Below are 24,515 nucleotides of genomic sequence, written 5' to 3' on the forward strand. Positions count from 1 at the left end.
AATCGGTATTTCCTCGGTGACGAAAAGACCTCGTCAAGTATCATATTGTTTTGCCCTTCGTTGTCTCACGAGAGGCGATTCGACTCACTTCAACCTGCAATCGAGCATATCCAGCGGAGGCATGATGTACCGAAGGACCGCCTTGCTGCCGTGCGCCATGAAGCGCTCAGGCTTTTTCTTGGTTGGTGTAGCAGTTGGCATCGTTGCGTGGAGCGGCACAGCCCAGGCGTTCCCAGACGGCTTCGCGGGCAAGCCGCTGGCCCAGGCGTGCGGAAACTGCCACTACAAGACCAAGGGGCCGAAGATAGACCTCATCTTCAGCAAGGAGCGCCCCAGCAAGGGAGAGACGATTGACATTACCGTCAAGCTCGAGGCCCAAGCAGCGGTGGCGATCAACACAGGCGTGTACATCGAAGGCAGTGCTGGAAAGTTTGCCCTCATCGACGCCAACGTTACACGGCTACACAGCCCGAGCGAGGTGCTCCACTCGAAGCCAATGCCCTTGGTCGACCGCAAGGCCGAGTTCAAGTTCAAGTGGACGGCCCCGACGACTCCGGGAGCCGCGACCTTCACGGTAAATTCCGTGACTTCAGTGCCCGAAATCCCCACCGAGTGGCCGGGCGAGTTCAACTCGTCCTCGAGCTCCGCGGGCGTCGCTGTCGACTGCGACGGCAAGTACTACTACCCCGACGACGACGGCGACGGGCACGGTAGCGCCGACCCCAACCTGCGGAAGATGTCCTGCGAGCCGGTGCAAGACTACATCGACGTGGGCGGTGACTGTTTCGACGACGACGACAAGTCGTACCCCGGCGCTACCGAGATCTGCGACAACAAGGACAACGACTGCGACGGAGAGCCGGACGAGGGCCTAGAGCCAGGTCTCTACTTCAGAGACGATGACCGTGACGGCTTTGCCCGGGGAACCTCGGGGGGGGCATCGATCTTCACGTGCAACGACAACGAGGGGTACGCGAAGGAACGCGGGGACTGCGACGACAACAACAAGGACGTACGCCCCGGCGCCAAAGAGATCTGCAACGGCGTCGACGACGACTGCAACGGCGAGGTCGATGACGATTGCGAGGACGAGGCAAGTGGGGGCGCCTCTGGAGGTTCTGGGTCCGGGGGGGCTGCGTCTGGGGGTTCGGGTTCCGGGGGCAGCTCGGGAGGTGGCGATGGCGACGACGATGGAAACACCGACGAAGACGATGAATCCAACACGATGGTTGGCGGTTGCAGCTTCGGTGGACAGGATGCTTCGCCGTTCTCGATAGGCCTTTTCCTCATTCTTGGCGGTGTGCTCCTCGGCCGGTTGACCCGCCGCTGGCGCGCCTGAGGAAGAGTGAGTGCAACGATCCCCCGGCTAGGCCCCGCGCCCTCCCGGGGGTTTTTGCTTTGGCGCCGATGCCTGCGGCCTTCAGGTCCGGCTCTAGGGCGCGCTTACTGTGCACGCCCTGCGGTGGGCTATAGGCTTTACCGAAATCATTGCGCTTTTTCTCCGATAACACCGCGTCAGACCCTGACGAACGTACCCAATCCGGCCGAAATGTGCGAGTTACCCATTGATCCCACGGTGGGGGGAGTTATCGTTCCCTAGTTGATACGCTCGACAGCCGCCCCGTTCGGCTTCGGGCTTGCGATTCGGCCGTACACCGGCCCGTCCCCCGGAGAAGTCACATGAAACGCTTAGGACGTCTCGAATCCATTGCTACGGCTGTCTTGTTGTTTGCTGCCTGTACGGGTTCACCTGGAGGAGGGGATGAGGGGGACGGTGACGAGGATGGCCCCGGAGGCCAAGGTGGATCGGGCGGAACGAACGGCGGGGGATCCGGAAACGGCCCTCCCGAACCTCTTCCGACCCCGCCCGCCGCGAACTCGCTCGAGCGCAACCCGATCGAACCGCTCTCGTGCAATAAGTCGCTCTTCGAGGACCCCGAGTCGTCCCCTCTCGAGCGGCTGACCCGCGAGCAGTACCTCAACACGATGCGGGATTTGTTCGCGGGCCTCGTGGACGCAGGCAGCCTCCCGAAGAAGACAGACATTCCGGACCCGCCCCGAGAAGGAAGCTTCTCAAACAACGTGTTTGCGCAGCTGGGCTCGGAATCTGAAACGAATGCTTGGGAAGCCGCGGCGTTCAAGATTTCGACGGAGGCCGTGAAGGACCTGCCCAAGCTGATGGGGTGTAACCCGGACGGCAACACCGGCTGCGTCGATACGTTCATCGACGATTTCGGTATGCGCGCCTGGCGTCGTCCGCTCTCGGGCGGAGAGAAAGACGCCCTCAAGGGTCTTTACCAAGAGGCGCGCGCCTCCCTCGATGTAAAGGGTTCCGTGGCCACGGTGCTCGGCGCGATGCTCAGTTCGCCGCAGTTCCTGTTCCGCGTGCAAGAGGGTGCGGGTGACGTGGAAGAGGGGCAGAAAAAGCGCCTTTCGGGATACGAGATGGCGTCGCGCCTTTCTTACTTTCTCTGGAACTCCATGCCCGACGCGGAACTGTTCGCTGCAGCCAAGGACGGGAAGCTTTCGAGTGAGGCCCAGGTGGAGGCTGCAGCTCGACGGATGCTCGAAGACGACCGATCTAAGGATACGATTCGCCTTCTTCAGAAGGAATGGCTTCACCTCGAACGCCTCGAGGTTCGGTCGACGGCCAGCCAGAAGAGCGACGAGGTCTACCCAAGCTTTAACGAAAAAACGGAGGTGGCTCTCCGGGAAGGTCTGCAGGCGTACCTGGATCACACCTTCTGGGACGGGGACCACTCGCTGAAAAACTTCTACACGTCGACCAAGGGATGGGTTAACGACGATTCCGCTGACATCTACGGCGTCGGGAAACCCGGTTCGGGCAACCTGACGGAGGTTGACCTCGACGCCAGCAAGAGGAAGGGCTTCCTGACCCAGCCGCAGGTGATGTCCGGATACGGCAGCCAGGTGGCTCAGTCGGCGATCTTGCGAGGTGCGTTCATCATGGAGTCGGTGCTCTGTGCGCCGTCGCAACCTCCTCCGATGAACGTGGTGAGAGAGTTCATCGAGGTCCCAGACCGGAACGCGGTCACGTTGCGGCAGGTGGTGGAAATGACGGTTGAGCAAGGGACCTGCGCAGGGTGCCACAAGGTGATTGACGGGTTCGGGTTCCTCTTCGAAAACTACGACGGCATTGGCGCGTACCAGACGAAAGAGCGTGACCTCGACATCGACGCCAGCAACGAGGTGGTTGCAACCCTCGACTTGAACGGGAAATACAAAAACGGGATCGAGTTCACGGAGGCTCTCTCCAAGAGCGAGCAAGCCGCTGACTGCGCGGTTCGGCAGTTTTACACCTTCGCCGTGGGGCGGCCCCAGCTGGAAAATGACGGCTGCTTCATCGCCCCGCTCGCCGACGAGTTCATAAAAGGCGGCACGAACATGAAGGACCTCCTGGTGAACATCGCGAAGAGTCAGGCATACCGCTACCGCAGCGCTGCCAAGTGAGGAGTACGACCATGAAAGACAATCGTTTCTCGCGACGGAACCTCCTGAAAGCGGCAGGGCTCGGCTCTACGGCAGCCGCTTTGCTCCCGGAACTCAGCAACCCGGCCTACGCGGACGGTGCGGTTCCGAAGATGTTCCTGATGTTCTACAGCTACCACGGCACCGTCAAAAGTCGGTGGGGTACTGGGAACGGAGGGCTGACTCTGGGCTCGTTTCTCAAGCCTCTGGAGCCCTACAAAAACGACATCGTGTTGGTCTCGAGCCTGCACATGAAGTCGGCTGACCTCTTCCCGGGTGACGGCAATGCCGCTCACATCCAGGGTCAGGTGCACTCGTTGACGAGTGCAAAGCACACGAAGGCATCGGCGAACGCAACGCCGATAGCGGGAGGCCCCTCTATCGACCAGGAGATCCTGAGCCTCCTCATCGCCAAAAACGGAGGCAACCCGCTAACGCCCGTGGATTCGCTGCAGCTTGCCATCTCCGACTCGGGTCCGGGCTCTGACCAGATGATGGGTCGGGCCGGTTATCGTAGGCGAGCAGGGGCAATCGTGCCGTTCTCTCCCGTCTATGACCCGCTCTTCGCACACCAACGCATTTTTCCGCCAGGTATGGGGGGGAATCCTAGCGAGGCCACGCAGCGGAAGCTGATGGCGAAGTTCTCGAAGGGCCAGTTCAACGAGGTGTCGAACAAAATCAAAGATCTTTACGGATCGAGCTCCCAGACACGGTTCCAGGCACACGCTGACTACATGTCGGCACTCGAGAAGAGCTTGGCTGCCGTACCGGGAGGCACGGATGCGCCCCCGGACGTCACCGTCGCGGCCTCAGCTTGTGAATCTGGTAAGGCAGTCACCTACACCAACAAGACGCCTGACGCCAAGGGCTGGTTGAGTACTCTGTCCGACACGATGCCCAAGCTGGCACACCTGGCGTTGTCGTGCGGGCGCACGCGCTTCGTGACCATCAACATCGAGGCCACCGTTGACCCCGACACGGGGCTTCACGACAAGATCCACAACAATGCCTTGAACGCCGAGCCGTTCTACGTACGCACCGCGGAGCAGGTGGCCAAAACGCTCAAGCTTCTCAAGGAGACGCCCACGGCTGATGGCAAGAACATGCTGTACCACACGGTGTTCCTGTGGGCCGGCGAGCTTGGGAACGGCCAGTCTCACAAGTGGGACGACGTCAACTGGATCGTGGGTGGACAGGCCGGGGGTGCTTTGCAGACGGGTCGGTTTGTCGAAGCCAACGGCAAAACCACCGCGGACCTCTTCGTGTCCGTTGGCAAGCTGATGGACTCGGGCATGACGACCTTCGGTGACTCGAGGGCCTTTACGGGCCCCATCGCCGCCATCAAGGCCTGAACGCAAGGCCTGAACGAGACCTGTGACGCCGCTTCGCACTGCTCTCCGGGGCAGCCGCGTGGCGGCGTCTCCGTTTCGAATGCGGGGGCTTGGCCGGGCGAGGTTGAAGTCGAACCAGCCGCCTCCGTCGCCTATGGTTTCGGTATGGGTGAGACAGGCCAGGGACGGGGCCCGATCGGTTCGGGCGGGGGCGAGCCGAACGCAGAGGCTGAGATTGCGAAGGTGGTTACGCTTGCGCGCTGGTTGGACGATCGTTTCCTGGACCCGCTCTTGGGTTTGGTGCTGCCGGGGGTGGGCGACGCGGCCGGGGCCCTGGTGGGCCTTTACGCGGTGCGGGTGGCAGCCAGGCTTCGTTTGCCGCGGGTGGTGATCGCGCGCATGTTGCTCAATCTTGCTGTTGACGCGCTGCTCGGGAGCGTGCCCGTCGTGGGAGAGCTCTTTGATTTCGTGCACAAGGCCCACAGCCGCAATGCCGACCTGCTTTTGAGGCGCGGGCAGAGCCGGGCGGCAAGGCCTAGCGACACGTTGGTCTTGGTCGGCGCGGCGCTGCTGTTCCTGGGCGCGTTGCTCCTGCCCCTGGTGCTGGTCGCCGGGCTGCTCGCGGCCCTGTTCTAGGCGTCGGGCCGGAAACACTCCAGGTGCGCGCTGCCTGGACGCGTCAGGTCGGTTGTTTGGTGACTTTCTCGCACATCCTTGAAACGTTCCCCCTGGAGTGTCATCTCATGCCCGCATGCGGTACGTCGTCGCGGTGGGGGTGCTCCTGGTCCTCATCACCGGCCTGGCCGGGATCAAATACAGGCAGATCTCCACCCTCATTCAATTCGGGGAGGCGGCTCAACAAGCCGGTCCACCTCCTGAAGCCGTGGGTACGGCTGTCGCGGGGAAAAACGCCTGGCAGGGCGCTCTTTCGGCGGTGGGCAGCGTGGCTGCGGCTCGGGGCGTGACCATCGCCAACGAAGTGCCGGGGGTGGTCAAGGCAATCCGCTTCGAGTCGGGCGCGCGGGTCAAGCCGGGGCAGGTGCTGGTCGAGCTGGATAGCAGCGTCGAGCAGGCTCAGCTGGCGGCGGCCCAGGCGCGCCTGGAGCTGGCCACGGCGTCTGCGGCGCGTACACGGAAGCTGGTCGAGGGCGGCGCCGCCACGCAGGCGCAGCGTGAGTCCGAAGACGCGCAGCTGAACACCGCCGCCGCGGACGTGGCGGCGCTCAGGGCACAGATTGCGAAGAAGACGGTGCGGGCGCCCTTCGGGGGCCGCTTGGGCATTCGGCAGGTGAACCTGGGCCAGTACCTGACGCCTGGAACGTCACTCACCGTGCTCGAGTCCTTGGGCTCGGTCTACGTCGATTTCACCTTGCCTCAGCAACAGGCCGGGGACGTGGAGGTGGGGGCCGTGGTGAACGTGACGGTTGCGGGTGCCGCGCCCGGAGAGGCCCCGCTGAGCGGGAAAATCGCGGCGATTGATCCCAACCTCGACGACCGCACGCGCAGCTTGCGCCTGCGCGCCTCCCTGGACAACGCACAGGAGCGGCTACAACCCGGCATGTTCGTGAACGTCTCCGTGGTGATGCCCGATCGGGAGCCGGTGGTCACCGTGCCTGCCACGGCCATCGTGCACGCGCCCTACGGAGACTCGCTCTTCGTGGTGGAGGATAAAAAAGACGACAAGGGTGTGGCCGTGAAGGGGCCTGACGGCAACCCCGTCAAGGTGGCGCGGCAGCAGTTCGTGCGGGTGGGAAGTGCCCGGGGAGACTTCGTGGCGATCGAGGATGGCCTTACGGGCGGAGAAGTGGTGGTGTCGCTGGGCGCGTTCAAGCTTCACAACGGGGTGCCCATCGTGGTGAACAACGACGTCAAGCTCGACCCGTCGACGAGCCCGCGCCCCGCAAACCGGTGAGTTGCCGATGCGCTTCACCGACATTTTCGTTCGTCGTCCGGTCCTGGCGGTCGTCGTCAATCTGGTGATCGTCATCGCCGGGCTGCAGGCCATCCGCACGCTCAACGTGCGGCAGTACCCCAAGCTCGAGAGCGCGACGATCACGGTCCGCACACCCTACGTGGGCGCCAGCGCCGACCTGGTCCGTGGCTTCATCACCACGCCGCTCGAGCGGTCGATCGCTGCCGCCGACGGCATCGACTACATCGAATCGCAGAGCGACCAGGGGCTCTCGACGATTAATGCCCGACTCAAGCTCAACTTCAATGCTCCGAACGCGCTGGCCGACATCAGCGCGCGCGTGAACCAGGTGCGGGGTGATCTGCCGCCCGAGGCCGAGGTGCCGGCCATCGCGCTCGAGCCGTCTGACTCTGTCTTTGCGGCCATGTACTTGAGCTTCAGCTCACGGGTGCTTGAGCAGAACCAGGTGACGGATTACCTCATCCGCGTCGTTCAGCCGCGCCTTTCGGCCATCGAAGGGGTGCAGAGGGCGGACATCCTGGGTGGCCGCACGTTCGCGCTGCGCGCCTGGCTCAAGCCAGACCGCATGGCCGCCTTGAACGTCAGCCCGTCGCAAGTACGCCAAGCTCTGGCCGCCAACAACTTTCTCGCGGCGGTGGGGCAGACCAAGGGCACGTACATGCAACGGAATCTCACGGCCACCACCGATGTCAGCACCGTGGACGAGTTCAAGAAGCTGGTCATCCGCCAACAAGAGGGAGCCCTGGTGCGGCTGGAAGACGTTGCGGACGTGGTGCTGGGCGCCGACACTTACGAACAGGACGTGCGGTTCTCCGGTGAAAAAGCCGTTTTCATGGGCGTGTGGGTCCTGCCCACGGCCAACTCGCTGGATGTGATCGAGCGTGTGCGCACGGAGATGGGACTGCTGCAGCAGGAGCTGCCCTCGGGGCTCGATGCGAGCATCGCCTTCGATTCCACGAAGTACATCCAGAGCGCGATTACGGAGGTGCGCTCCACGCTGCTCGAGACGGTGGGCATCGTGATCATCGTCATCTTTCTCTTCCTGGGCTCATTCCGGACAGTGCTGGTGCCCCTGGTGGCCATTCCCGTTTCGCTCATCGGCGCCGTGTTTTTGATGCAGGTGCTGGGCTTCACCTTGAACCTGCTGACCCTGCTGGCCATCGTGCTTGCCGTGGGCTTGGTGGTGGACGACGCGATCGTGGTGGTGGAGAACGTGGAGCGGAACATGCGGGCGGGCAGGACGCCCTTTCAGGCCGCTATCGTGGGGGCGCGCGAGCTGGTGGGCCCGATCGTCGCGATGACAATCACCTTGGCCGCGGTTTACACGCCGATCGGATTTCAAGGCGGCCTCACGGGCGCCCTGTTCCGCGAGTTTGCGTTTACCCTGGCCGGTGCTGTCTTCATCTCGGGTGTGGTGGCGCTGACGCTCTCGCCGATGATGGCGTCACAGCTGCTCAAGCCGAAGCAACACTCGCGGTTGAGTGGGGCCATCGACCGCGGCTTCGATGGCATACGCAAGCGCTATGGCCGGTTCCTGGACGCCACGCTGCGCGCCCGGCCCGCGGTGTACATCGTCTGGGGGGGACTTTCGCTGCTGGTGGTGCCGCTTTACCTGTTGTCTCCCGTCGAGCTTGCGCCCAACGAGGACCAGGGGGTGGTGTTTGGCGCCGTGGACGTGCCAGCCAACGCGACCTTGGAGCAGTTGACCCCGTTTACCGAGTCCGTGAACGAAGTGTTCATGTCGACGCCGGAGTTCGACCACAGCTTTCAGATCACCTTCCCGAACGGCGGCTTCGGCGGCCTCATCGTACGCCCCTGGGATGAGCGAGAGCGCACCATTTTCGAGATCCAGCCCGAGGTGTTCGGCAAGCTGTCGATGAACCCGGGTGTGCGGGCGCCTGTGTTTCTGCCTCCCGCGTTGCCGAGCCCAGGGACCTTCCCGGTGGAGTTCGTCATCTCGTCGACGGCGGACCACGAAGAGATCGTGCGCTATGCCCAGCAATTGGTGCAAGCGGCCACCGAGAGCGGGCAGTTTGCGTTCCCACCGGTGACCGACGTGCGCCTCGACCAGGCGAAGTCCGAGGTGGTGCTCGATCGTGAAAAGATCGCCTCGATGGGCCTCAGCATGCAGCAGATTGGCAACGACCTTTCCACGATGCTGGGGGGCAACTTCATCAACCGGTTCAGCCTTGCGGGCCGGAGCTACAAGGTCATTGCCCAGGTGGAGCGTGCGGGCCGGCTCACGCCCGCGCAACTGCAAGACATCCACGTGACCGGGCCGAACGGCACGTTGATGCCGCTGTCCGCTGTGGCCACTCTGAAGGACGGCGTGGAGCCCCGAACGCTCAATCGCTTTCAGCAGCTCAATGCCGTGAAGATCTCCGGCGTGGCGCCGCGCTCGCTCGATGCAGGACTCAAGGTGCTGGAGGACGCCGCCGCCCGGACACTCCCGCCGGGATACCGGATAGATTACACGGGCGAATCGCGGCAGCTGCGGCAGGAAAGCGGGAAGTTCCTGCCGGCCATGGGGCTGGCGATCGTGCTCATCTTCTTGGTGCTGGCGGCTCAGTTCAACTCGTTCCGGGACCCTTTCGTGATCTTGGCGGGCTCGGTGCCTTTGGCGATGTTTGGCGCCCTGGTGTTCACCTTCCTCAAGTTTGCCGGGCCACCGGGGTTGTCCTTCGGTCTCACGGAGGGCTGGACCACCACGCTCAACATCTACTCTCAGGTGGGCCTGGTAACGCTGGTGGGCCTCGTGGCGAAGAACGGCATCCTCATCGTGGAGTTTGCCAACGTGAGACAGTCGGAGGGCTTCAGCAAGCTCGAGGCCGTGCGTGACGCCGCCACCACGCGCCTCAGGCCCATCTTGATGACCACGATGGCCACGGTGGTGGGTCACTTTCCCCTCACGCTGGTGAGCGGGGCCGGGGCCGTGGCCCGTAACTCGATCGGCATCGTGCTGGTGGGTGGCATGACGATCGGAACGATCTTTACGCTCTTCGTGGTTCCCTCCGTATACGTCTTGGTGGCCCGCGATCAATCCAAGGCGCGCGCGGCCGAGGCGGCCCGCGCTGAAGAGGGCCGGGCCGTGGGCCTCATGACGAGCCCTGCATCGGGCGCGTGAAGCCTCGCGGCCCCGGGGACGAAACGCGCGCTGCGTTCCGTCCCCCCGTTCATCGTGGTCAGGGGAGGGCGCGGGAGATGACGCTCCAGCGGCTCGACTGTCCGGCCTTCATGGCCAAAATGGTGGTGAGGGTCGCGATGCCGATGCCCACGAGCAGATCCGTTGCGCCGAGCGTGCTCACCACGCGGCTGAGCCGCTTGGCTTTACGCGAGGCTTCGGGAGAGACCGTGTACCCGTCGTTTTCGACGGGCACGCCTCCCGAGGGAGCCTGAGCGGCAAGCCGGCGACCGGCGATGGCCGAGCCGAACGTGGTGAGGACCCCGGCGGCCACCAGGGCATCCTTGGCCAGCACCAAGGCGCGGGGGCCCCGGCCCAGGGCACGTCCCGAGACTGAAAGGCGGCCTGCGATCCAGGTCAACCCGACGACGCTGGCCGTGAGGACGTGTAGACGATTGAAGCGGCGCCAGGCGTCCTGGACCAGCCGGCCGCGCTCTTCCTTCTCCGAGACGTAGCGGGTAGCGGGGTGCATGGCCATGCGGCCGAACAGTGTGCCTCCGAGGCCGGCGGCGATTCCCAGATCGTGAAACACCCAAGCTGCAGTCGAAAGTGTTGCCATGTGCAATGAATCCTCCGGCGCGGAGGCTTTGCAGATCCCGTGCCCCGCCAGCCGGGGCGACGGGCGCCGTGACGTCGTTACCAAACGTGCACGGCTCTCGCGTGTCTGGCGGTAAAACCGAGGGCCTTTGGGGACTTCAGGAGGTGAGCACCATCCTTGCAAACGCGCCGCGTGCCAGCGTTTCTGCCGGCGAGGAGGTTACATGACAAGCAAACGACGAAGTCTGGTGGTGCCATCGTGGCTCTGGGGCGCGCTTTTAGCCGTTCTGGGTCTAACGTGGTCAGCGTGCGATGATGATGATGACGACGACGACGAGGAGGACGTGACGACAGACGCGGGAGCGGATGCAGCGGTTCGGGACGGAGCGGTCTTCGACGCCGCAAGAGACAGCCAAGGCGGTGATGCCATGGCGCTCGACGATGCGGAGGTCGCGGCCGTAGCTGCGGCCATCAATACGGGCGAGATCAACGCAGCCATGGTGGCGCTGGCCCGCGCGCAAAGCACGCAGGTGCGCAACTATGCCCAGTTGATGATCAATGAGCATACGGCGGCACAGATGCGCCTGGCGACCGTGCTGCAAACGGCGGCGATCACCCCGACGCCGAGTGCACTTAGCCAGCAAGTCCAGATCGGAGGCGCCACGGTGGTCGATCAGCTGCAGATAACCCCTGCGGCTTCCTTCGATACGGTTTACCTGCAAAGTCAGATCGGGGCTCACCAATTCTCTCGCAACCTGTTGATGAATACCTTGATTCCAGCTGCGCGAAATCCATCGCTCAAAGCGACGCTCGAGATGTTCTTCGTGGAGGTGTCGGGGCACCTCATGGCCGCCCAACAGCTGGTGGATGAGCGGCGTCCGGACGGCGGGGTTGGTGACGCGGGGGCCGACGCGAACTGATTCGTGAACGACGTGACGGCTCACCTGCGGATCGTTCGCTGGTGAGCCGTGACACCCGCTGCCCCACATCGTCGGCGACGACACACCCGCACGAAGACGTCGAGAGCGGAGGTGATGCCCGCCCACGAACACCATGGCATCACCTGCTCTCGACGCTTCTGTGTGCCCCCTTCCGTCCCTTTCGCCCCGCTTTCCCCAGGGTCTCGTCCTCGCGACGCGAAAGAGGCGCAAGTCCGGCCACGGCTGCGCCGATGGCCAAGCCCAGGCCCGCAAGCACCAAGGGCTGATCGTGCAACAGCGTCTGTCCGTAGTCTCGTGCCGAACGTACGCGGGCCCCGGCCTTCGCGGACGCCTCGCCGAGTCTCTCTTTGGCCTCGTTCATCCGCTCCCCAGCAGCCTGCACGCCACCCTTCGCGGCGTTACCAAGCCGCCGGGCGGTGTCCTTGGCCTGGGCGCCCGTGGATGTGCCACCGCTTTCGTATTCGCCTTCGCCTTCGCTGCGTCCCGTTTTTCGCTGCTGCGCGTCCGAATAGATGAGATACCCGAATCCCGCTGCGATCATGGCCAGCGGAACAGGGTTTTCCTGCACGGCGCGCGACAGGTTGTGCGTGAAGCGGCCACCACCTCCCTCCTGAAACGAACGGAGCGCCTCTTGCAACATCTCCCCCGGCCTCAGCCGCTGGGAAAGACTGTCGAGGGTGTGGGTGATCTCGTCACGAATCTCGCCGAGGTCGCTCTGGATCTCTTCAGAGCTCCTGTCTTTGCCGTTCCCTTTCACATACTGTTCGTAGGTCATGACGCCCTCTCCTTGACGAAGTCCCGATCTGCCTTGAGGTCGGCGATGGTCCGGTGGGGCTTGAGCTTCTCGGCCGTGACCCTCGAACGCCCACCCGCGATCATGATGCCCCCGATGATCGCCACCGCGCTCCCGACGAGGAGCGCAGCCCAGGGGATCGAGATCACTTGAGCCAGGGCGAATACGGCGGCCGCCAGGAGGACCAGCAGACCCGCGAAGAGCACGGCGCCCCCCGTGATCATCGCGCCTATACCTCGTTGGGCTTGCGTGATGTTCTCAGAGAACTCCGTGCGAAGGAGGTCGGCTTCTGCCCTGACCAGAGCTTCCGACTCTCGCAGCAGTTCCCGCACCAGACCCATGAAGGAGTGACCGTTGCGCTCAATCTCCGTTCTTTCGTTTCCAGGGCTCTCGTAGGGCCTCACTGACCCGATCTTCGTCTCACCAGTGTCATCTCTTGCAGTGGCCATCATGGCCTCCTTTCATCCGTGAATGCACGGGGCAGCGGCGCTTCGTTTCCAAGGCTGGGGCGGCCTCCGAAAGATGTCTCGGGTGGCTCGAGCGCGGCATCCTGGTCGTCAGTGTCGTGTTCGGGCTCACCTCGGAGGTCGGCGTCCTGCTCTTCGCGTCCGCTGCGCAGAACGCGTGTTGCAAGGAATCCCGCCACCAGGGCAACGCCGAACATCGTCGTGGGCTGCCTTCGTCCAAAGTCCTCGAGCGAAGACAAGATCTGGCCGGCGCCGCGCGACTCGATCGATCGCGAAGCATCGCCCAGGAACCGGGCCGCCTGGTGTAACGGGCTCTTGAGTACGCTGTGTTCATCAACGTGTTCGGCTGAGCGATCGATGGCTTGCCCGAGCATGCCCAGCTCGTGTGCGAACGTACGTTTCTTCTCCGAAACCGCCTCAGAGGCATCCTCCTTGACCCGGTCTGATAGGGCACTTGCCTTCTCCTGGACCTGGCTTTTGGCCTCGCTGGCTGCAGACGAGACCTGGTTCTTCGTGTCGTCGACTTTGCTCCTCAGAGCGTCTGATTCATCCGTCATGCTTGCCTCCCCATGTTGGACGCGATTGGGTGCAAGGCACATGCCTCGCCAGAGCTGCTGAGTGCGCCCTCAGCGCCCAAAGCGGAATCAGGTCCTTGGCTTGCAGGACGTTGAAGCCGGAAGTGACCCACCTCGATAGACCTGGGAAAGACGACGCACGATGAACGAGATACAAAAATCACGGTTGCCGTCCTGGAGGTTCTTCGTGATGTCAGGGGCAGTGATGCTCGTGGCCTGCAGGGCCAACCGAGAGCCCGAGGAAGGTGTATCGTCTGCGCGAACGGCCGAGCGTGGGTTCAACACGGCACCCCAAGACACCGTCGTTTACCCCACGGAGGCGGAGGGCGGCGCAGGCGAAGCTCGGGAGCAGGGGTCCGGGCCGCTCGATGGGCCTGGGGATTTAACTCGTCAGGTGCGTGGCGTGGTCGAGAGCGTCAGTCGAGCCGAAGGGCGCTTCGCCCTCGCGACCAACCAAGGACGCATCGTGCTGCAGGCGAAGCCGTTCCAGATCGCCGGGCTCCGACAAGGAGAAGTCTTCACCGCGACGTTCTCCAAGCACGGAGGCGATCGTTGGCTGACGAACGCCTTGCGAGGCCAGCCTCTGGAGGCGTTCGGCCGCCTGGCGCGCTTTTCAGGCCGCATCGAAGCGCTGGACAAGGCCGACGGGGCGTTCACGATCACCAGCACGACGGGGCAGGGGGGCATTCACCTCCAGGCCCACCCCGCCGAGTTGCAGGCGCTTCGCACCGGTCAGCGGGTGAACGTCACGGCGCAGCGGATCGGCGACACGCTCTGGGTCAGTGAAATCGTTCACGAAAGCGAAGGGGCGAGCGGCACGCGCGGCCGAGGGGCTAGGGACGACGAGTGACGAAGGCCACCGTCGAGGCGGGCGGCCTCGTGTGTTCTGCGGTTCACGTCGGTTCATTTGACATTCGTCCAGGGCGCCCGGCCGCGTCTGGGAAGACGTTGGAAGCATGCCGCCAAAAGCCATGTCGTTCGGGTCTCTTTGGGAGCGTCGCCTCGTGCTCAAGGGCCTCGCAGCCGCGCCGTTGTGGGGGTGTGCCCATGGGGGGGCGCGTGAGGGGGCCCCGGTGTTCGACGTGACCCGTTTTGGGGCGCGGGGCGATGGGCAAACTGACGACACGTCGGCCGTGGCGCAGGCGCTGGCCGCATGTGGCCGTGCCGGTGGCGGAACGGTCTGGGTACCGGCGGGAACGTATCGGGTGGGCCCACTGCGCCTCGAGAGCCGGACCACGCTTTACCTGGACGCCGGCGCGACCTTGCAGGGGTCGACCCAGGTTGCTGACTATCCGGAGCGCATCGACCCCTATCGTGGCGATTCATCCCGAGCGGGCTTGTTGACGGCGTTTGGGGCCGAGACGATCGCGATTCTGGGACGAGGTACCCTCGATGGGGCCTCTCTCGCTTTCACGACGGATGATCTGTCCCATAAGGGGAGCGATCACCTGCCAGAGCTGACGCGGCAGGGTTCTGCCTTTCTGTCGGACGTTCCGTTCTCCGATGGGCCCTACCGCAAGGGAGAGAACAGACCCGGCAACGTGCTTCGCCTGCATGACTGCCGCAACGTTCGCATCGAAGGCATCACCATTCAGAACTCTTCCACCTGGAACGTGCGCCTGTCGAAGTGCCGCGATGTGGTGCTGAGGGGCCTTGATGTGAACAGCCGCGCCGCCGGTCTCAAGATTCCCAACGACGATGGTATCGACCTGCAGGAATGTGAGAGCGTTCGCATCTCGGACTGTCACATCGAGACGGGCGACGACTGTGTGGCGCTCTTCGGATCTTCGGGCGTGACCATGACCAACTGCTGGCTTCGCACGCGTTCCACGGCGGTGAGGGTTGGCTACGACGGCCCTGCAGCCACTCGGGGCTGTACCTTCTCGAACCTGGTCATCGACGATGCGAACCGCGGCTTGGGGGTCTTCGTGCGCGGCGCGGGAGACGTCGAGGACGTTTCCTTTTCGGATTGCGTGGTGCACACGCGCTTGATGACGGGACGCTGGTGGGGCAAGGGCGAGCCGATACACGTCTCGGTGGTGCCTTGGGACGAAGAGGCCACTGGCTTGGGCCGCGTGCGCGGCGTGCGTTTCCAGGGCATCCAAGCCCGGTCACCGGCTGGCATCGTGGCTTGGGGTGATCCGCAAAGCGAAATCGAGTCGCTCTCGTTCCGCGACATCGAGATGCATGTGCGCCGGGATCCTCTGGCGGCGTCCTACGGCGGCAACTTCGACCTTCGGCTTGCCAAAGACCCGCGGCTCAATCTCTTTGCTCATGAGATCCCCGGTCTGTTCGCGCGTCACGTGAGCCGGCTTTCCGTTGATCGCTTCGACCTGTCCTGGGACGATGACGTGATCGATTTTTATGGTCCGGCGCTGGTGGCGGAGCGCTTCGGAAGGGTCTCCGTGGCGCGGCTCTCCGGGCGAGCCGCCCATCCGGCGCGCGATGCAGCCTTGTGCTTTCGTGACGGCCACGAGGTCTCCGTCGTGGACTCCCGGGTGCAGGTCGCCCACGGGGGCTTCATCGAGGTCACTGAGGTCAAGACGCCCCTTCAGCTCGACCGAAACCAGGAGGTGCCGTTCTCGCCGGCCTCATGAGGCTGGCTGCGTATGCCGAGGGGCGACTCGTCGAAGTGGGCCAGGAGGTCTTCAGGATCCTCGTACACGGCGATCGCTTCGGCCAGGGGTGGTCCTGACCACCCTCCGCACCGTAGAGCGATGGTGGCGATACCCAGCCGTTGGGCTGCCTTTACGTCGTAGGGTGTATCGCCCAGCATGCAGAGGGCTGAAGCGGGCAGTCCCAGCTTTTCTTGGGCCGCGGCAACGATGTCGGGGTCGGGCTTCGAGCGCTCTGCATCGGAGGACGATGTGGACGTCTGCACGAGATCCGCGACGCCGGCCCTCGTGAGCAGCGCATCCAGCTGCTCCCGCTTCGACGAACTGGCCACGGCGACCCTGTAGCCGGCCTGGCAGATGCGTTCGACCAGCTCGCGGGTACGGGGGAAAGCCCTGACCTGAGGCAGATAGAGCTCCTGGAAGATCTCGTCGCGCCGGCGGGACAGCGCCTCGCCGTGAGCGGAGCTCTCCTCGACGTCCAAAACCTCGGCGAGCAGCTTGTCGCCGCCTTTACCGATGAGGGGACGCACGGTCTCGAAGGTGACCTCGTGACCTGCCTCGCAGAACGCGTCGACCCACGCCTGCGCGTGCAAATCGTTACTGTCCACGAGGGTTCCGTCTACATCCAGAATCACGGCGCGATCGTCAGTCATGGCTGTTCGTCCTCTCGCCACGTGGCTGCATCTCGCGTGCCATGCCCGACGGCGGGCGTTTGCCCTTAGGTCTGGTAGCTTTGGCTCATGGAGAGTCGGGAAGGGCGGGAAGTGCCAGATGTCGAGGTCAACCACGGTCGCAACGGCGCGTGGCAGCCTCTCCGCTCGGGGCTTGTGTTCTCGGGCAAACGCATCGTGGCCTTCGGACTCCCCGGGGCGTTCACGCCTACGTGCTCCTCTGCGCACGTGCCCAGATTCGAGGAGTTGGCGCCCGCCTTTGCGCAGCAGGGGATCGACGAGTTGCTCTGCATCGCCGTCAACGACCCGTACGTGCTCGAAGCCTGGCGACGGAGCGAGGGGGTCAGCCGTCTTTCCTTCCTTGCCGACGGCAACGGAGACTTCACGCGCAAGCTCGGGATGCTCGTGGACAAGCGTGCCGAGGGTCTGGGCGAACGGTCATGGCGCTATGCCATGGTCGTTCGTGACGGCGTGATCGAGAAGATGTTCGTGGAAGCCGAACGCTCTGGCGATCCGTATCAGGTCTCGAGCGCAGACAACGTTTTGCACTGGCTGGATCCTGGGGGAAGACGCCCCCCTGACATCTTCATGCTCGGGCGGGAAGGTTGCTCGTACTGTGAACGAGCACGGGCGCTGCTCGAGGAGCGTCAGCTCGAGTTCGAGGAAGTGGCGGCGAATCCAAGGCGCCTCAAGGCGGTCTCGGGGCGTGAGACAACACCGCAAATCTTCGTGGATGGTGAGTACGTGGGAGGCTGCGACGATCTCGAGGCCTACCTGGAAGGTCACGCCTTGGAATTTCCTCGGCGGGGGGAGTCACGGGGCAGAGGCCCCAGCGGTTCGTGGTGGTGTCATCGGTTTTTTGAATGACTGAACGCCGTTTTATCTCTTCGACGAGGGGGCGGGAAGCGCCCAAACCTTCCCCCGCCGGCGCCGACGTGCGTCGGTCGCCGAGAAGAGAAGACGGAGTCCAACCATGGCCCCCCCACGAGGGATCGAACAGCTCGAGCAACAAAGTGTCTATGTGCTGCGTGAGGCGTTCCGCCACTTCGAGCGCCTCTGCATGCTGTGGTCCATCGGGAAAGACTCGACGGTACTGCTGTGGTTGGCTCGCAAGGCGTTCTTTGGTCACGTGCCGTTCCCCCTCGTTCACATCGACGAAGGCTACGAGCTTCCCGAGATGTTGACGTACCGAGACCGGCTCGCGAAGGAGCTGAACCTCCGTCTCATCGTGGGTCGTAACGACGAGGCCATCGCGAAGGGCTTGACCTTTCCATCCACCCAGCACTTGCCCGACGACCATCCCGACAAGGTGACTCGCTTTGCGTGCTGCACCCGGCTCAAGAGCGAGGCGCTGCGCGGAACTCTCGATGGCAGCATGACCAGGTGGCGCTTCGACCAGGCCACGGCCGCCTACGTCGAAGACGAGGATCGCGGGCCGTATACGGGCGTCATCGTCGGGGCACGGGCCGATGAAGAGGGGAGCCGCTCGAAGGAGCGCACGTTCTCTCCCCGAGACAAAAACCACCTGTGGGACATCGCGGACCAGCCTCCGGAGTTCTGGAACCAGTTCAAGACGGATTACGCGCCCGGAACGCACGTGCGGATTCATCCCCTTTTGGATTGGACCGAGGTGCAGATCTGGGAGTACATCGAGCGTGAGCGCATACCCACCGTGAGTCTCTACTACGACCAGGGGCAGGGACGACGTTACCGCAGCCTGGGCTGTGAGCCCTGCCAGGCCTCGATTGAAAGTCACGCCAAAAATCCCCAGGAGGTGCTCGTGGAGCTTCGCTCGGGGCGTCTGCGCAACATCGCTGAGCGTTCGGGACGTCTGCAGGACGGAAAACACGGCCTGGAAGAGCTTCGACGCGGCGGCTACATGTAACAGAGGCTTCTCGCGCTGAGAGCGGTTTTTGGAAGTGGTCGCGAGCCGGCCGCCCGCGGGTGTGGCATGGTTTGGTGAGGTGAGGAGTGGAGCCACGCAGTAGGGCAAACGCAGGAGGCGGTTCCGAGGAAAGCGCGGCGCGGGTGGTGCTGGCCGACTTGATCGAGCAAAACCGACTCGAGATCGTCGAGAGTTGGATCGAAAGGCTGCATGAGCTGAAGTTCCCGCCGGCACTCTCTCGAGAGGATCTGATGGACTCTCTCCCGGAGGTCTTGCACATCCTCGCCGAGCGGTTGCGGCAGCCCGGGCGCCCCGCGCTCGATGACGCCACGCTGGCCGCGCGGCACGGGGAGCAGCGCTTTTCGCTTCATATCTCCCTCGAGACGCTCGTGGCGGAGTACCTCCTACTCCGCGACGAGCTGGTCAAGTTCGCGCTCGAACACGGGGATCTCCGGGGCACGGAGTATCGGACGATGAACGACTTCGTATCGTTCGGTCTCGCCAAAGCGACTGAGGCGCACGCGAGGTGCCGCGAGCGCCAGGTTCAAAGAGAGGCCGCGGACCAGCTGCGAGAGAGCCAGCGGGTGTTGTCTGAGCTCTTCGCCACGATGCCTTCGTACGCGGCCCTCACCCGCGGCCCCCAGCACGTCATCGAGCTCATCACGGAGCCGCTCAAGGCACTGTGGGGCGGGCGCGATCCCACGGGAAAGCCCCACCATGAAGCATACCCGGAGCTCGGGGCAGAGCACTTCCGTGCGTGGGATGGTGTCTACGCCCTGGCGCGCCCGTTTCGCGCGCAGGAGATCGAGGCGTGGGTCGACACGGGCGGCCCCAACCCAAGGAGGATGTTTTTCGACCTGACGTTGCTGCCGCGCCGCGGGGCCGACGGCACGGTTGAAGGCGTCGCGGCGTTTGCCTTCGACGTGACCGATCGGCGTGACGCAGAGGATGAGCTGCGCAGGCGCGCCCTCTTCGAACAGCAGCTGGTCGGCATCGTCAGTCACGATCTGCGCAGCCCGCTTACGGCGGTGATGTTCGGTGTCGAAGCTCTGCTTCGACGTGGCGACTTGTCCGAGCCCGCCATACGCACGGCCCTTCGCATGCGCTCGAGCTCCCAGCGTGCAAGCCGTCTCGTCGATGATCTGCTCGATTTTTCACAGGCCCGTCTCGGGGGAAGCATCTCGATTCGTTTGCAGCCCGTCCATCTTGCAGAGGTCTGTCTGCGCGCCATTGAGGAGCTACGCATGAGTCACCCCGAGCGCACGATCGCGTTCGAGGTCGCGGGCGATGTGAGCGTGAGGGGCGATGGCGACCGGCTTGCTCAGGTGGTGGGCAACCTGGTCTCGAACGCCTTGAAGTTCAGCCCGAGCGATGCGCACGTCGTCATCACGCTGCAGGCCGTGGAGGGAGGTGCAGAGATCGCCGTCTTCAATCCCGGGCCTTCGATTCCCGCTGATGCCCAGCAGCGCATATTCGAGCCGCTGCAACAAGTCTTTGGGGCCAGCCGAACGCCGGGAAGAAGCCTTGGACTTGGTCTGTTCATCGTCAAGCAGCTCGTCGAGGCGCATGGAGGCCGCGTGGCCCTGCGCGCGAGCGATGCCAACGGCACCACCTTCTCGGTTTGGTTGCCCTCGGCGGGTCCCTCTCCTGAGACGCAGCAAGCGGGCCCCGCGCTCGTGAGGTGAGCGTCGAGGCCGCGTCCGGGATGTTCAACGTTGCGGGTGGGCGCCCGGGTGTGCTTGCTCTTGCGCGGGGACGTTCGTTGGCGCGTGCGGCTGCGGCGGGTCGTCAGCCAGTGTTTGGGGAGCCAAGGCCCGCGTGGCGGGGCCGTTCAGTACGGCGCCCCTCGTATCGAAGCGGCTGCCATGGCACGGGCAGTCCCAGCTCTTCTCCGCACCGTTCCAATGGACGAGGCACCCCATGTGCGGACACACGGGCGACAGCGCGTGCAGCGCGCCGGCGTGGTCCCGGTACACGGCCAGCTGGCGACCCTCGTGCACCAGCAGCGCCCCCTCCCCCGCGGGTAGATCATCGGGCTTGGTGCGGGTGGGGCGCAGCCGGTCCCGGAGCATGTGAAGCGGAAAATCCACGTTCTCCATCACGAACTTTTTGGCTGATGCGAATGACGCCCACCGCGAAGGCCGGTACGTGTGCGCATAGCGATTCTTGTGACCCAGCACGCGGTCCGAAAGGATCATGGCGGCGAGCGTGCCCATCGTCATGCCCTGACCTGCGAACCCGGTGGCGATGTACACATGGCGCGAGAGCGGGTTGCGACCGATGTAAGCCAGGCCGTCCAAGGGATCGATGATCTGACCCGACCATCTCTGCTCGATCGGCAAGGGACCAAAGTGTCCCTCCACGTAGCGTTCGAGCGCCTCGAAGGGCCGGGTGGTGTCGGTCTCCTGACCCACCTTGTGATCGCTCCCCCCGACGATGAGCATGTTCGAGCCATCCTGGGTCACGTGCGTGCGGATGTAGTGGTAGGGGTCTTCCGTGTCCCAGAAAAGGCCAATCGGGTCCGGCGTGGGCAAACGCGCCGCGAGCGCGTACGAGCGGTACGCTGGGATCTTCGTGGCCATGCGCAGGCGATCGTTGACGGGGACGTGAGCCGCTACGATTACGTGGTCGGCGGTGAGCACGCCACCTTCCGTGATCACGCGGCATCGGTCGGGCTCTTCCACGTCCAAGACCTGCGTTTCCTCGAAGATCTCACAGCCGTCCCCTGGGATCCGTTCGGCCAATGCCAAAACGTAGCGGCGCGGCTGGAACCTGGCCTGGTTCTCGAAGCGCAGGGTGCGGAACGTATCGAAGGGCAAAGGCGCGTGATCCATGAGGGTCACGTCCATGCCCAGGCGCATGCACGCGTCCGCTTCGCGCTCGATCTCCTCGGCGTGGGCGCGCTGGGCCGCATAGAGGTAGCCCGGAAGTCGTTCAAATTCGCAAGGGATCGAGAGCTCCGTGGTGAACTCCGCGATGCGCTCGATGGCGTCCCGCTGGGAGCGTGCCACCAGGCGGGTCGTTTCGAGCCCGAAGCGGTCCAGCAGGCTGTGGTATCGGGTGTCGAGCGATTGGGTCAGGTGGGCGGTGGTCTTGCTGGTCTCGCCCTTGCCCACCCGGCGCGACTCCAAGACCGCGACGGACTTGCCCATCCGCTTGAGCAGCAGCGTGGCCGTGATGCCCGTGATGCCCGCACCGATGATGGCTACATCGAAGCGTCGATGGCCCGTGAGCTTGGGATGGCGGGGCGCGACCTCGGAATCATCCGTCCATAGTGACGTCGCGTAGTTCGGCATGGGATCTCTTTCGTGGGCGGGAAGAAACGGCCGAGGTCACGCGCGTCTCGCTGCGCCCCCGCCTCGAGAGGCAAGCCGCCATCTCGCCTCTCTTGCGATGAGAGCGTGCAAGGGCTGCGCCGCTCTGACCGGCGTGGGTGTTCACATCCAGGAATACTCGAGATCGAGCGAAGCGGCGTGCTTGCGGTAGTTCCGATCTTGGAGATCCAGGGGGTGACACACCACCTCCAAGTCTTCACAGGCGGCCGTTCGAGTCCCGTCCACGTTCGAGACGTTCTGTGAATAGGTGTAGCGCGCGACCAGGGACAGCTTGTCCCACAGCCCCACGGCCAGGGTGGGAGCGAGGAAGAGCCGTCGGTCGAAGCGGCGCCAACTGCGTAGCGTCTGTCGATTCCCCTGTTCCGTTTCCCCTCGCACGCGGTTCGGAAGAAGGAAGGGGCGCTCCTCGTATGTGGCGCTTGCACTGAAGCGCACGCGCTTACCGAAGGGCGATAGGAGCAGCAACGAGACGCTGCGCCCGTCGTGGCTGTAGGGCGTGATGTTGCTGACGTCGTTACAGGCGTCGCAGTCGCTGGCCGCGAACGCGCCCGGCTGCACGCGCACGCCCAGGAGATCGCGCCGGTAGCGTAGCCTCAGGTTCAAGAGCCAATTGGCCCACGTCACCGACTGGGTGAGCGTGATCTCCTGGCGCTGTCCATCGAGAAAAGGCAGGGCTTCGTCGACCACACGACGACGGGACCACCCCACCTGCACGCGGGTGCGCGTCAGTCCAGCCCAGCGGTACGAGAGCTCGGGATAAAGGCCGCCCGTGACCTGAAACAGCTCGTAGGTTTCGCGCAGCCCCGAGAACGAGACCTCCACGAGCGCTGGCAGCGACAAAGTCACGCGCCGCCCGAAATGAACGTTCTGGGTGAGCGAGAGCGCGTGCTCCTGAATGGCGAAGAGATCGTATGCCGGCTGCTGGTAGGCCAACTGGAAGAAGGCATAGTCGAGTGCCAGGTCATAGCGACGCGTGGGCGCGAAGGTTCCACCGAGGGCAACCACCGCGGTCGCGTAGGCGTCACCACCGGCCCCGAAGGCCTGGCGCTCGGTCCCGAAGAGATCGCCCGTCCGCGGCAGATATTGCACGTTGCTATCAAAGCCCAGCCCGAGGCCCAAGAGCACGGACCCCGTCCAGCGATCTTCGTCGTCGCTGCGGTCCGCTTCCGTTGCGAGTGGGGGAGAGCGTCAACGCCGAGGCCCGCTCTTCGCCGCTCGCACGGGCAGACGCCCGATCGGCTCTGGCCTGGCGGGCGCGCTCTTTGCTTGCTGTCTCGGCGTCTTCGAGCTGGATCCCAACCAGCGCCAATTCGTCCTTCAGATGCGGGCTCTCCGGATGCATGAGAGCCATCTCGAAGAAGTCCTGTGCGGCGACCACGTCATCGCGTCGCAACGCGAGCAATACCAGTTCGACGCTTGCGAGCGCTCCCAAGCGCCCCTCGTCCCGGGCCGCTTCGAGGTAGAGGCGCTCGGCCTTCGTGTCCCGCCCCTGCAGCTCGAGCGCACGCGCGCGATCGAAAGCGAGCAGGGTAGGGCTCAAGCCGTTGCGATGGCGCTTGGCGCGGGCGAAGTGGGCCAGCGCAGCCTTGGGATCTCCTGCGTCCAGGTGGCAGAGCCCCATGAGGTGATAGGCTTCGCCGCGGTCTTTGTCGCGACGGAGCACGCGCTTGGCGAGCGCCGTGGCTTTCGAGCAATCACCTTGGTTCCGCGCCTCGCGGGCCCGCTCCAACAGGGCGTCGGCGCTTTCATCCGCAGCCCGCGCGCGCGGCGTTGCTTCCAGGCAGAGGGAGAGCGTGAGGAGAACGATCAGGCAGCGACGCATGAATAACCCGAACGGCCTACGAATCACTTCGAAAGACGCAAACCCCTCCGCGTGCACGCAGAGGGGTTTCGTGGATCAAGCTGGAAGGGAGGCCCCCCAGCCCGGTCCCCAATTAGCTGCGGTTCTCAGACTTGCGAGCTTCCCATTCGGCCTTCTTGGCCTCGGCTTCGGCTTGCTTGGCAGCGGCCTTCTCCTTGGCTTCGGCCATCTTGGCCTCGGCCTCGGCTTGCTTGGCAGCGGCCTTCTCCTCGAACTCAGCCTGCTTGGCAGCGGCCTTCTCCTCGAGCTCGGCCATCTTGGCCTCGGCTTCGGCCTGCTTGGCCGCGGCTTTCTCCTTGGCCTCGGCCATCTTGGCCTCGGCTTCAGCCTGCTTGGCAGCGGCCTTCTCCTCGAACTCGGCCATCTTGGCCTCGGCTTCGGCCTGCTTGGCCGCGGCCTTCTCCTTGTGCTCGGCCATCTTGGCTTCCGCATCGGCCTTGTGCTCGGCGATCTTGGCTTCGATCTCCGCCTTGCGTGCGGCGATCTTGGCTTCGATCTCGGCCCGACGTGCTTCTACGTCGGCTTTCTGCTCGGCGATTTTGGCTTCGATTTCCGCCTTCTTCTGCGCGATCTTCTCTTCGATCTCGGCGCGCTTGGCCTCGGCTGCGGCCTGACGGTCGGCGTCGCCCTCGGCGCGCTTCTCCGTGCGGTCCTTCAGCTTGTCACCGAGCTCGGCCTGGCGCTCTTGCGCCGCTGCAGCCCGATCTTCGGGTGAAGCCATGGAAATGGCGGGCAGCAGCAACAACGTGCCGGCAAGCAGGGATGTCAGGGTTCGCTTTTTCATCTGTCTGGCTCTCCTTGATCTGTGGTCTGTCTTGCCCAACCAGCGATTGCGGACGCAGCTTCGCGTCGACCTCAGGTCCGGGCCGCCGCGAGGAGGCAACCTCGGACGCTGTCAGGC

At 64.3% G+C, this 24,515-nt stretch carries 21 protein-coding genes; 12 read left to right on the forward strand and 9 right to left on the reverse strand.

The window, feature by feature from the left end:
- Positions 1 to 157: 157 nt before the first annotated feature.
- From KA712_09135 to KA712_09160, 6 genes are all read left to right on the forward strand, one after another.
- Complete coding sequence (locus KA712_09135; protein ID MCG5053109.1) at positions 158 to 1,339, forward strand: putative metal-binding motif-containing protein; 1,182 nt, start codon at positions 158 to 160, stop codon at positions 1,337 to 1,339.
- A gap of 341 nt (positions 1,340 to 1,680) precedes the next feature.
- Positions 1,681 to 3,471: a DUF1592 domain-containing protein gene (locus tag KA712_09140; protein MCG5053110.1), complete on the forward strand. Its 1,791-nt coding sequence runs from the start codon at positions 1,681 to 1,683 to the stop codon at positions 3,469 to 3,471.
- Between the two features lie 11 nt (positions 3,472 to 3,482).
- The gene (locus KA712_09145; GenBank protein ID MCG5053111.1) at positions 3,483 to 4,841 is read left to right on the forward strand and encodes a DUF1552 domain-containing protein; all 1,359 of its coding nucleotides are present in this window, start codon (positions 3,483 to 3,485) and stop codon (positions 4,839 to 4,841) included.
- 144 nt (positions 4,842 to 4,985) lie between these two features.
- Positions 4,986 to 5,456 (forward strand): DUF4112 domain-containing protein, encoded by a 471-nt coding sequence (locus KA712_09150; GenBank protein MCG5053112.1) that lies wholly within the window; start codon positions 4,986 to 4,988, stop codon positions 5,454 to 5,456.
- A 115-nt stretch (positions 5,457 to 5,571) separates the two neighbouring features.
- The gene (locus KA712_09155) at positions 5,572 to 6,732 is read left to right on the forward strand and encodes an efflux RND transporter periplasmic adaptor subunit (protein ID MCG5053113.1); all 1,161 of its coding nucleotides are present in this window, start codon (positions 5,572 to 5,574) and stop codon (positions 6,730 to 6,732) included.
- Positions 6,733 to 6,739: 7 nt separating this feature from the next.
- Complete coding sequence (locus tag KA712_09160) at positions 6,740 to 9,877, forward strand: efflux RND transporter permease subunit (GenBank protein ID MCG5053114.1); 3,138 nt, start codon at positions 6,740 to 6,742, stop codon at positions 9,875 to 9,877.
- 58 nt (positions 9,878 to 9,935) lie between these two features.
- On the opposite strand, the gene KA712_09165 is transcribed toward KA712_09160, so the two are convergent.
- Positions 9,936 to 10,493: a hypothetical protein gene (locus KA712_09165; GenBank protein ID MCG5053115.1), complete on the reverse strand. Its 558-nt coding sequence runs from the start codon at positions 10,491 to 10,493 to the stop codon at positions 9,936 to 9,938.
- A gap of 202 nt (positions 10,494 to 10,695) precedes the next feature.
- Here KA712_09165 and KA712_09170 point away from each other — a divergent pair, with 202 nt between their 5' ends.
- Complete coding sequence (locus KA712_09170; GenBank protein MCG5053116.1) at positions 10,696 to 11,391, forward strand: DUF4142 domain-containing protein; 696 nt, start codon at positions 10,696 to 10,698, stop codon at positions 11,389 to 11,391.
- 139 nt (positions 11,392 to 11,530) lie between these two features.
- Here the strand turns inward: KA712_09170 and KA712_09175 are convergent, their stop codons facing one another.
- From KA712_09175 to KA712_09185, 3 genes are read right to left on the reverse strand one after another with little or no spacing between them, the layout of a single operon-like run.
- Complete coding sequence (locus KA712_09175) at positions 11,531 to 12,187, reverse strand: DUF3618 domain-containing protein (GenBank protein MCG5053117.1); 657 nt, start codon at positions 12,185 to 12,187, stop codon at positions 11,531 to 11,533.
- Entirely contained in the window at positions 12,184 to 12,654 is a 471-nt protein-coding gene (locus tag KA712_09180; protein MCG5053118.1) for a phage holin family protein, read from the reverse strand. The genes KA712_09175 and KA712_09180 overlap by 4 nt, the downstream gene beginning before the upstream one ends.
- A complete protein-coding gene (locus tag KA712_09185; GenBank protein ID MCG5053119.1) occupies positions 12,654 to 13,229 on the reverse strand; it encodes a hypothetical protein in 576 nt (191 codons plus the stop codon). The genes KA712_09180 and KA712_09185 overlap by 1 nt, the downstream gene beginning before the upstream one ends.
- A gap of 205 nt (positions 13,230 to 13,434) precedes the next feature.
- Between KA712_09185 and KA712_09190 the strand changes: the two genes are divergently transcribed.
- Together KA712_09190 and KA712_09195 are read left to right on the forward strand one after the other, a co-directional pair.
- The gene (locus KA712_09190) at positions 13,435 to 14,097 is read left to right on the forward strand and encodes a hypothetical protein (GenBank protein MCG5053120.1); all 663 of its coding nucleotides are present in this window, start codon (positions 13,435 to 13,437) and stop codon (positions 14,095 to 14,097) included.
- Between the two features lie 106 nt (positions 14,098 to 14,203).
- Positions 14,204 to 15,844: a right-handed parallel beta-helix repeat-containing protein gene (locus tag KA712_09195; protein ID MCG5053121.1), complete on the forward strand. Its 1,641-nt coding sequence runs from the start codon at positions 14,204 to 14,206 to the stop codon at positions 15,842 to 15,844.
- On the opposite strand, the gene KA712_09200 is transcribed toward KA712_09195, so the two are convergent.
- On the reverse strand, positions 15,799 to 16,515 hold the full coding sequence (locus KA712_09200; GenBank protein MCG5053122.1) for an HAD family hydrolase: 717 nt from the start codon (positions 16,513 to 16,515) through the stop codon (positions 15,799 to 15,801). The genes KA712_09195 and KA712_09200 overlap by 46 nt on opposite strands.
- 87 nt (positions 16,516 to 16,602) lie before the next feature.
- Between KA712_09200 and KA712_09205 the strand changes: the two genes are divergently transcribed.
- The 3 genes from KA712_09205 (at position 16,603) to KA712_09215 (ending at position 20,103) form a co-directional block, all read left to right on the forward strand.
- Positions 16,603 to 17,400 (forward strand): glutathione peroxidase, encoded by a 798-nt coding sequence (locus KA712_09205; protein MCG5053123.1) that lies wholly within the window; start codon positions 16,603 to 16,605, stop codon positions 17,398 to 17,400.
- A gap of 106 nt (positions 17,401 to 17,506) precedes the next feature.
- Complete coding sequence (gene cysD / locus KA712_09210) at positions 17,507 to 18,418, forward strand: sulfate adenylyltransferase subunit CysD (GenBank protein MCG5053124.1); 912 nt, start codon at positions 17,507 to 17,509, stop codon at positions 18,416 to 18,418.
- An 86-nt stretch (positions 18,419 to 18,504) separates the two neighbouring features.
- Complete coding sequence (locus KA712_09215) at positions 18,505 to 20,103, forward strand: PAS domain-containing sensor histidine kinase (GenBank protein ID MCG5053125.1); 1,599 nt, start codon at positions 18,505 to 18,507, stop codon at positions 20,101 to 20,103.
- A gap of 24 nt (positions 20,104 to 20,127) precedes the next feature.
- Here the strand turns inward: KA712_09215 and KA712_09220 are convergent, their stop codons facing one another.
- From KA712_09220 to KA712_09235, 4 genes are all read right to left on the reverse strand, one after another.
- Positions 20,128 to 21,714: an FAD-dependent oxidoreductase gene (locus KA712_09220; GenBank protein ID MCG5053126.1), complete on the reverse strand. Its 1,587-nt coding sequence runs from the start codon at positions 21,712 to 21,714 to the stop codon at positions 20,128 to 20,130.
- Between the two features lie 141 nt (positions 21,715 to 21,855).
- Entirely contained in the window at positions 21,856 to 22,878 is a 1,023-nt protein-coding gene (locus tag KA712_09225; protein ID MCG5053127.1) for a hypothetical protein, read from the reverse strand.
- Positions 22,850 to 23,575, reverse strand: a complete 726-nt coding sequence (locus KA712_09230; protein ID MCG5053128.1) for a hypothetical protein — start codon at positions 23,573 to 23,575, stop codon at positions 22,850 to 22,852. Before KA712_09230 ends, KA712_09225 begins: the two co-directional genes overlap by 29 nt.
- A gap of 112 nt (positions 23,576 to 23,687) precedes the next feature.
- Complete coding sequence (locus KA712_09235; protein ID MCG5053129.1) at positions 23,688 to 24,398, reverse strand: hypothetical protein; 711 nt, start codon at positions 24,396 to 24,398, stop codon at positions 23,688 to 23,690.
- Positions 24,399 to 24,515 lie beyond the last annotated feature (117 nt).

It is taken from the genome of Myxococcales bacterium (assembly GCA_022184915.1).
Lineage (GTDB): Bacteria > Myxococcota_A > Polyangia > Fen-1088 > Fen-1088 > JAGTJU01.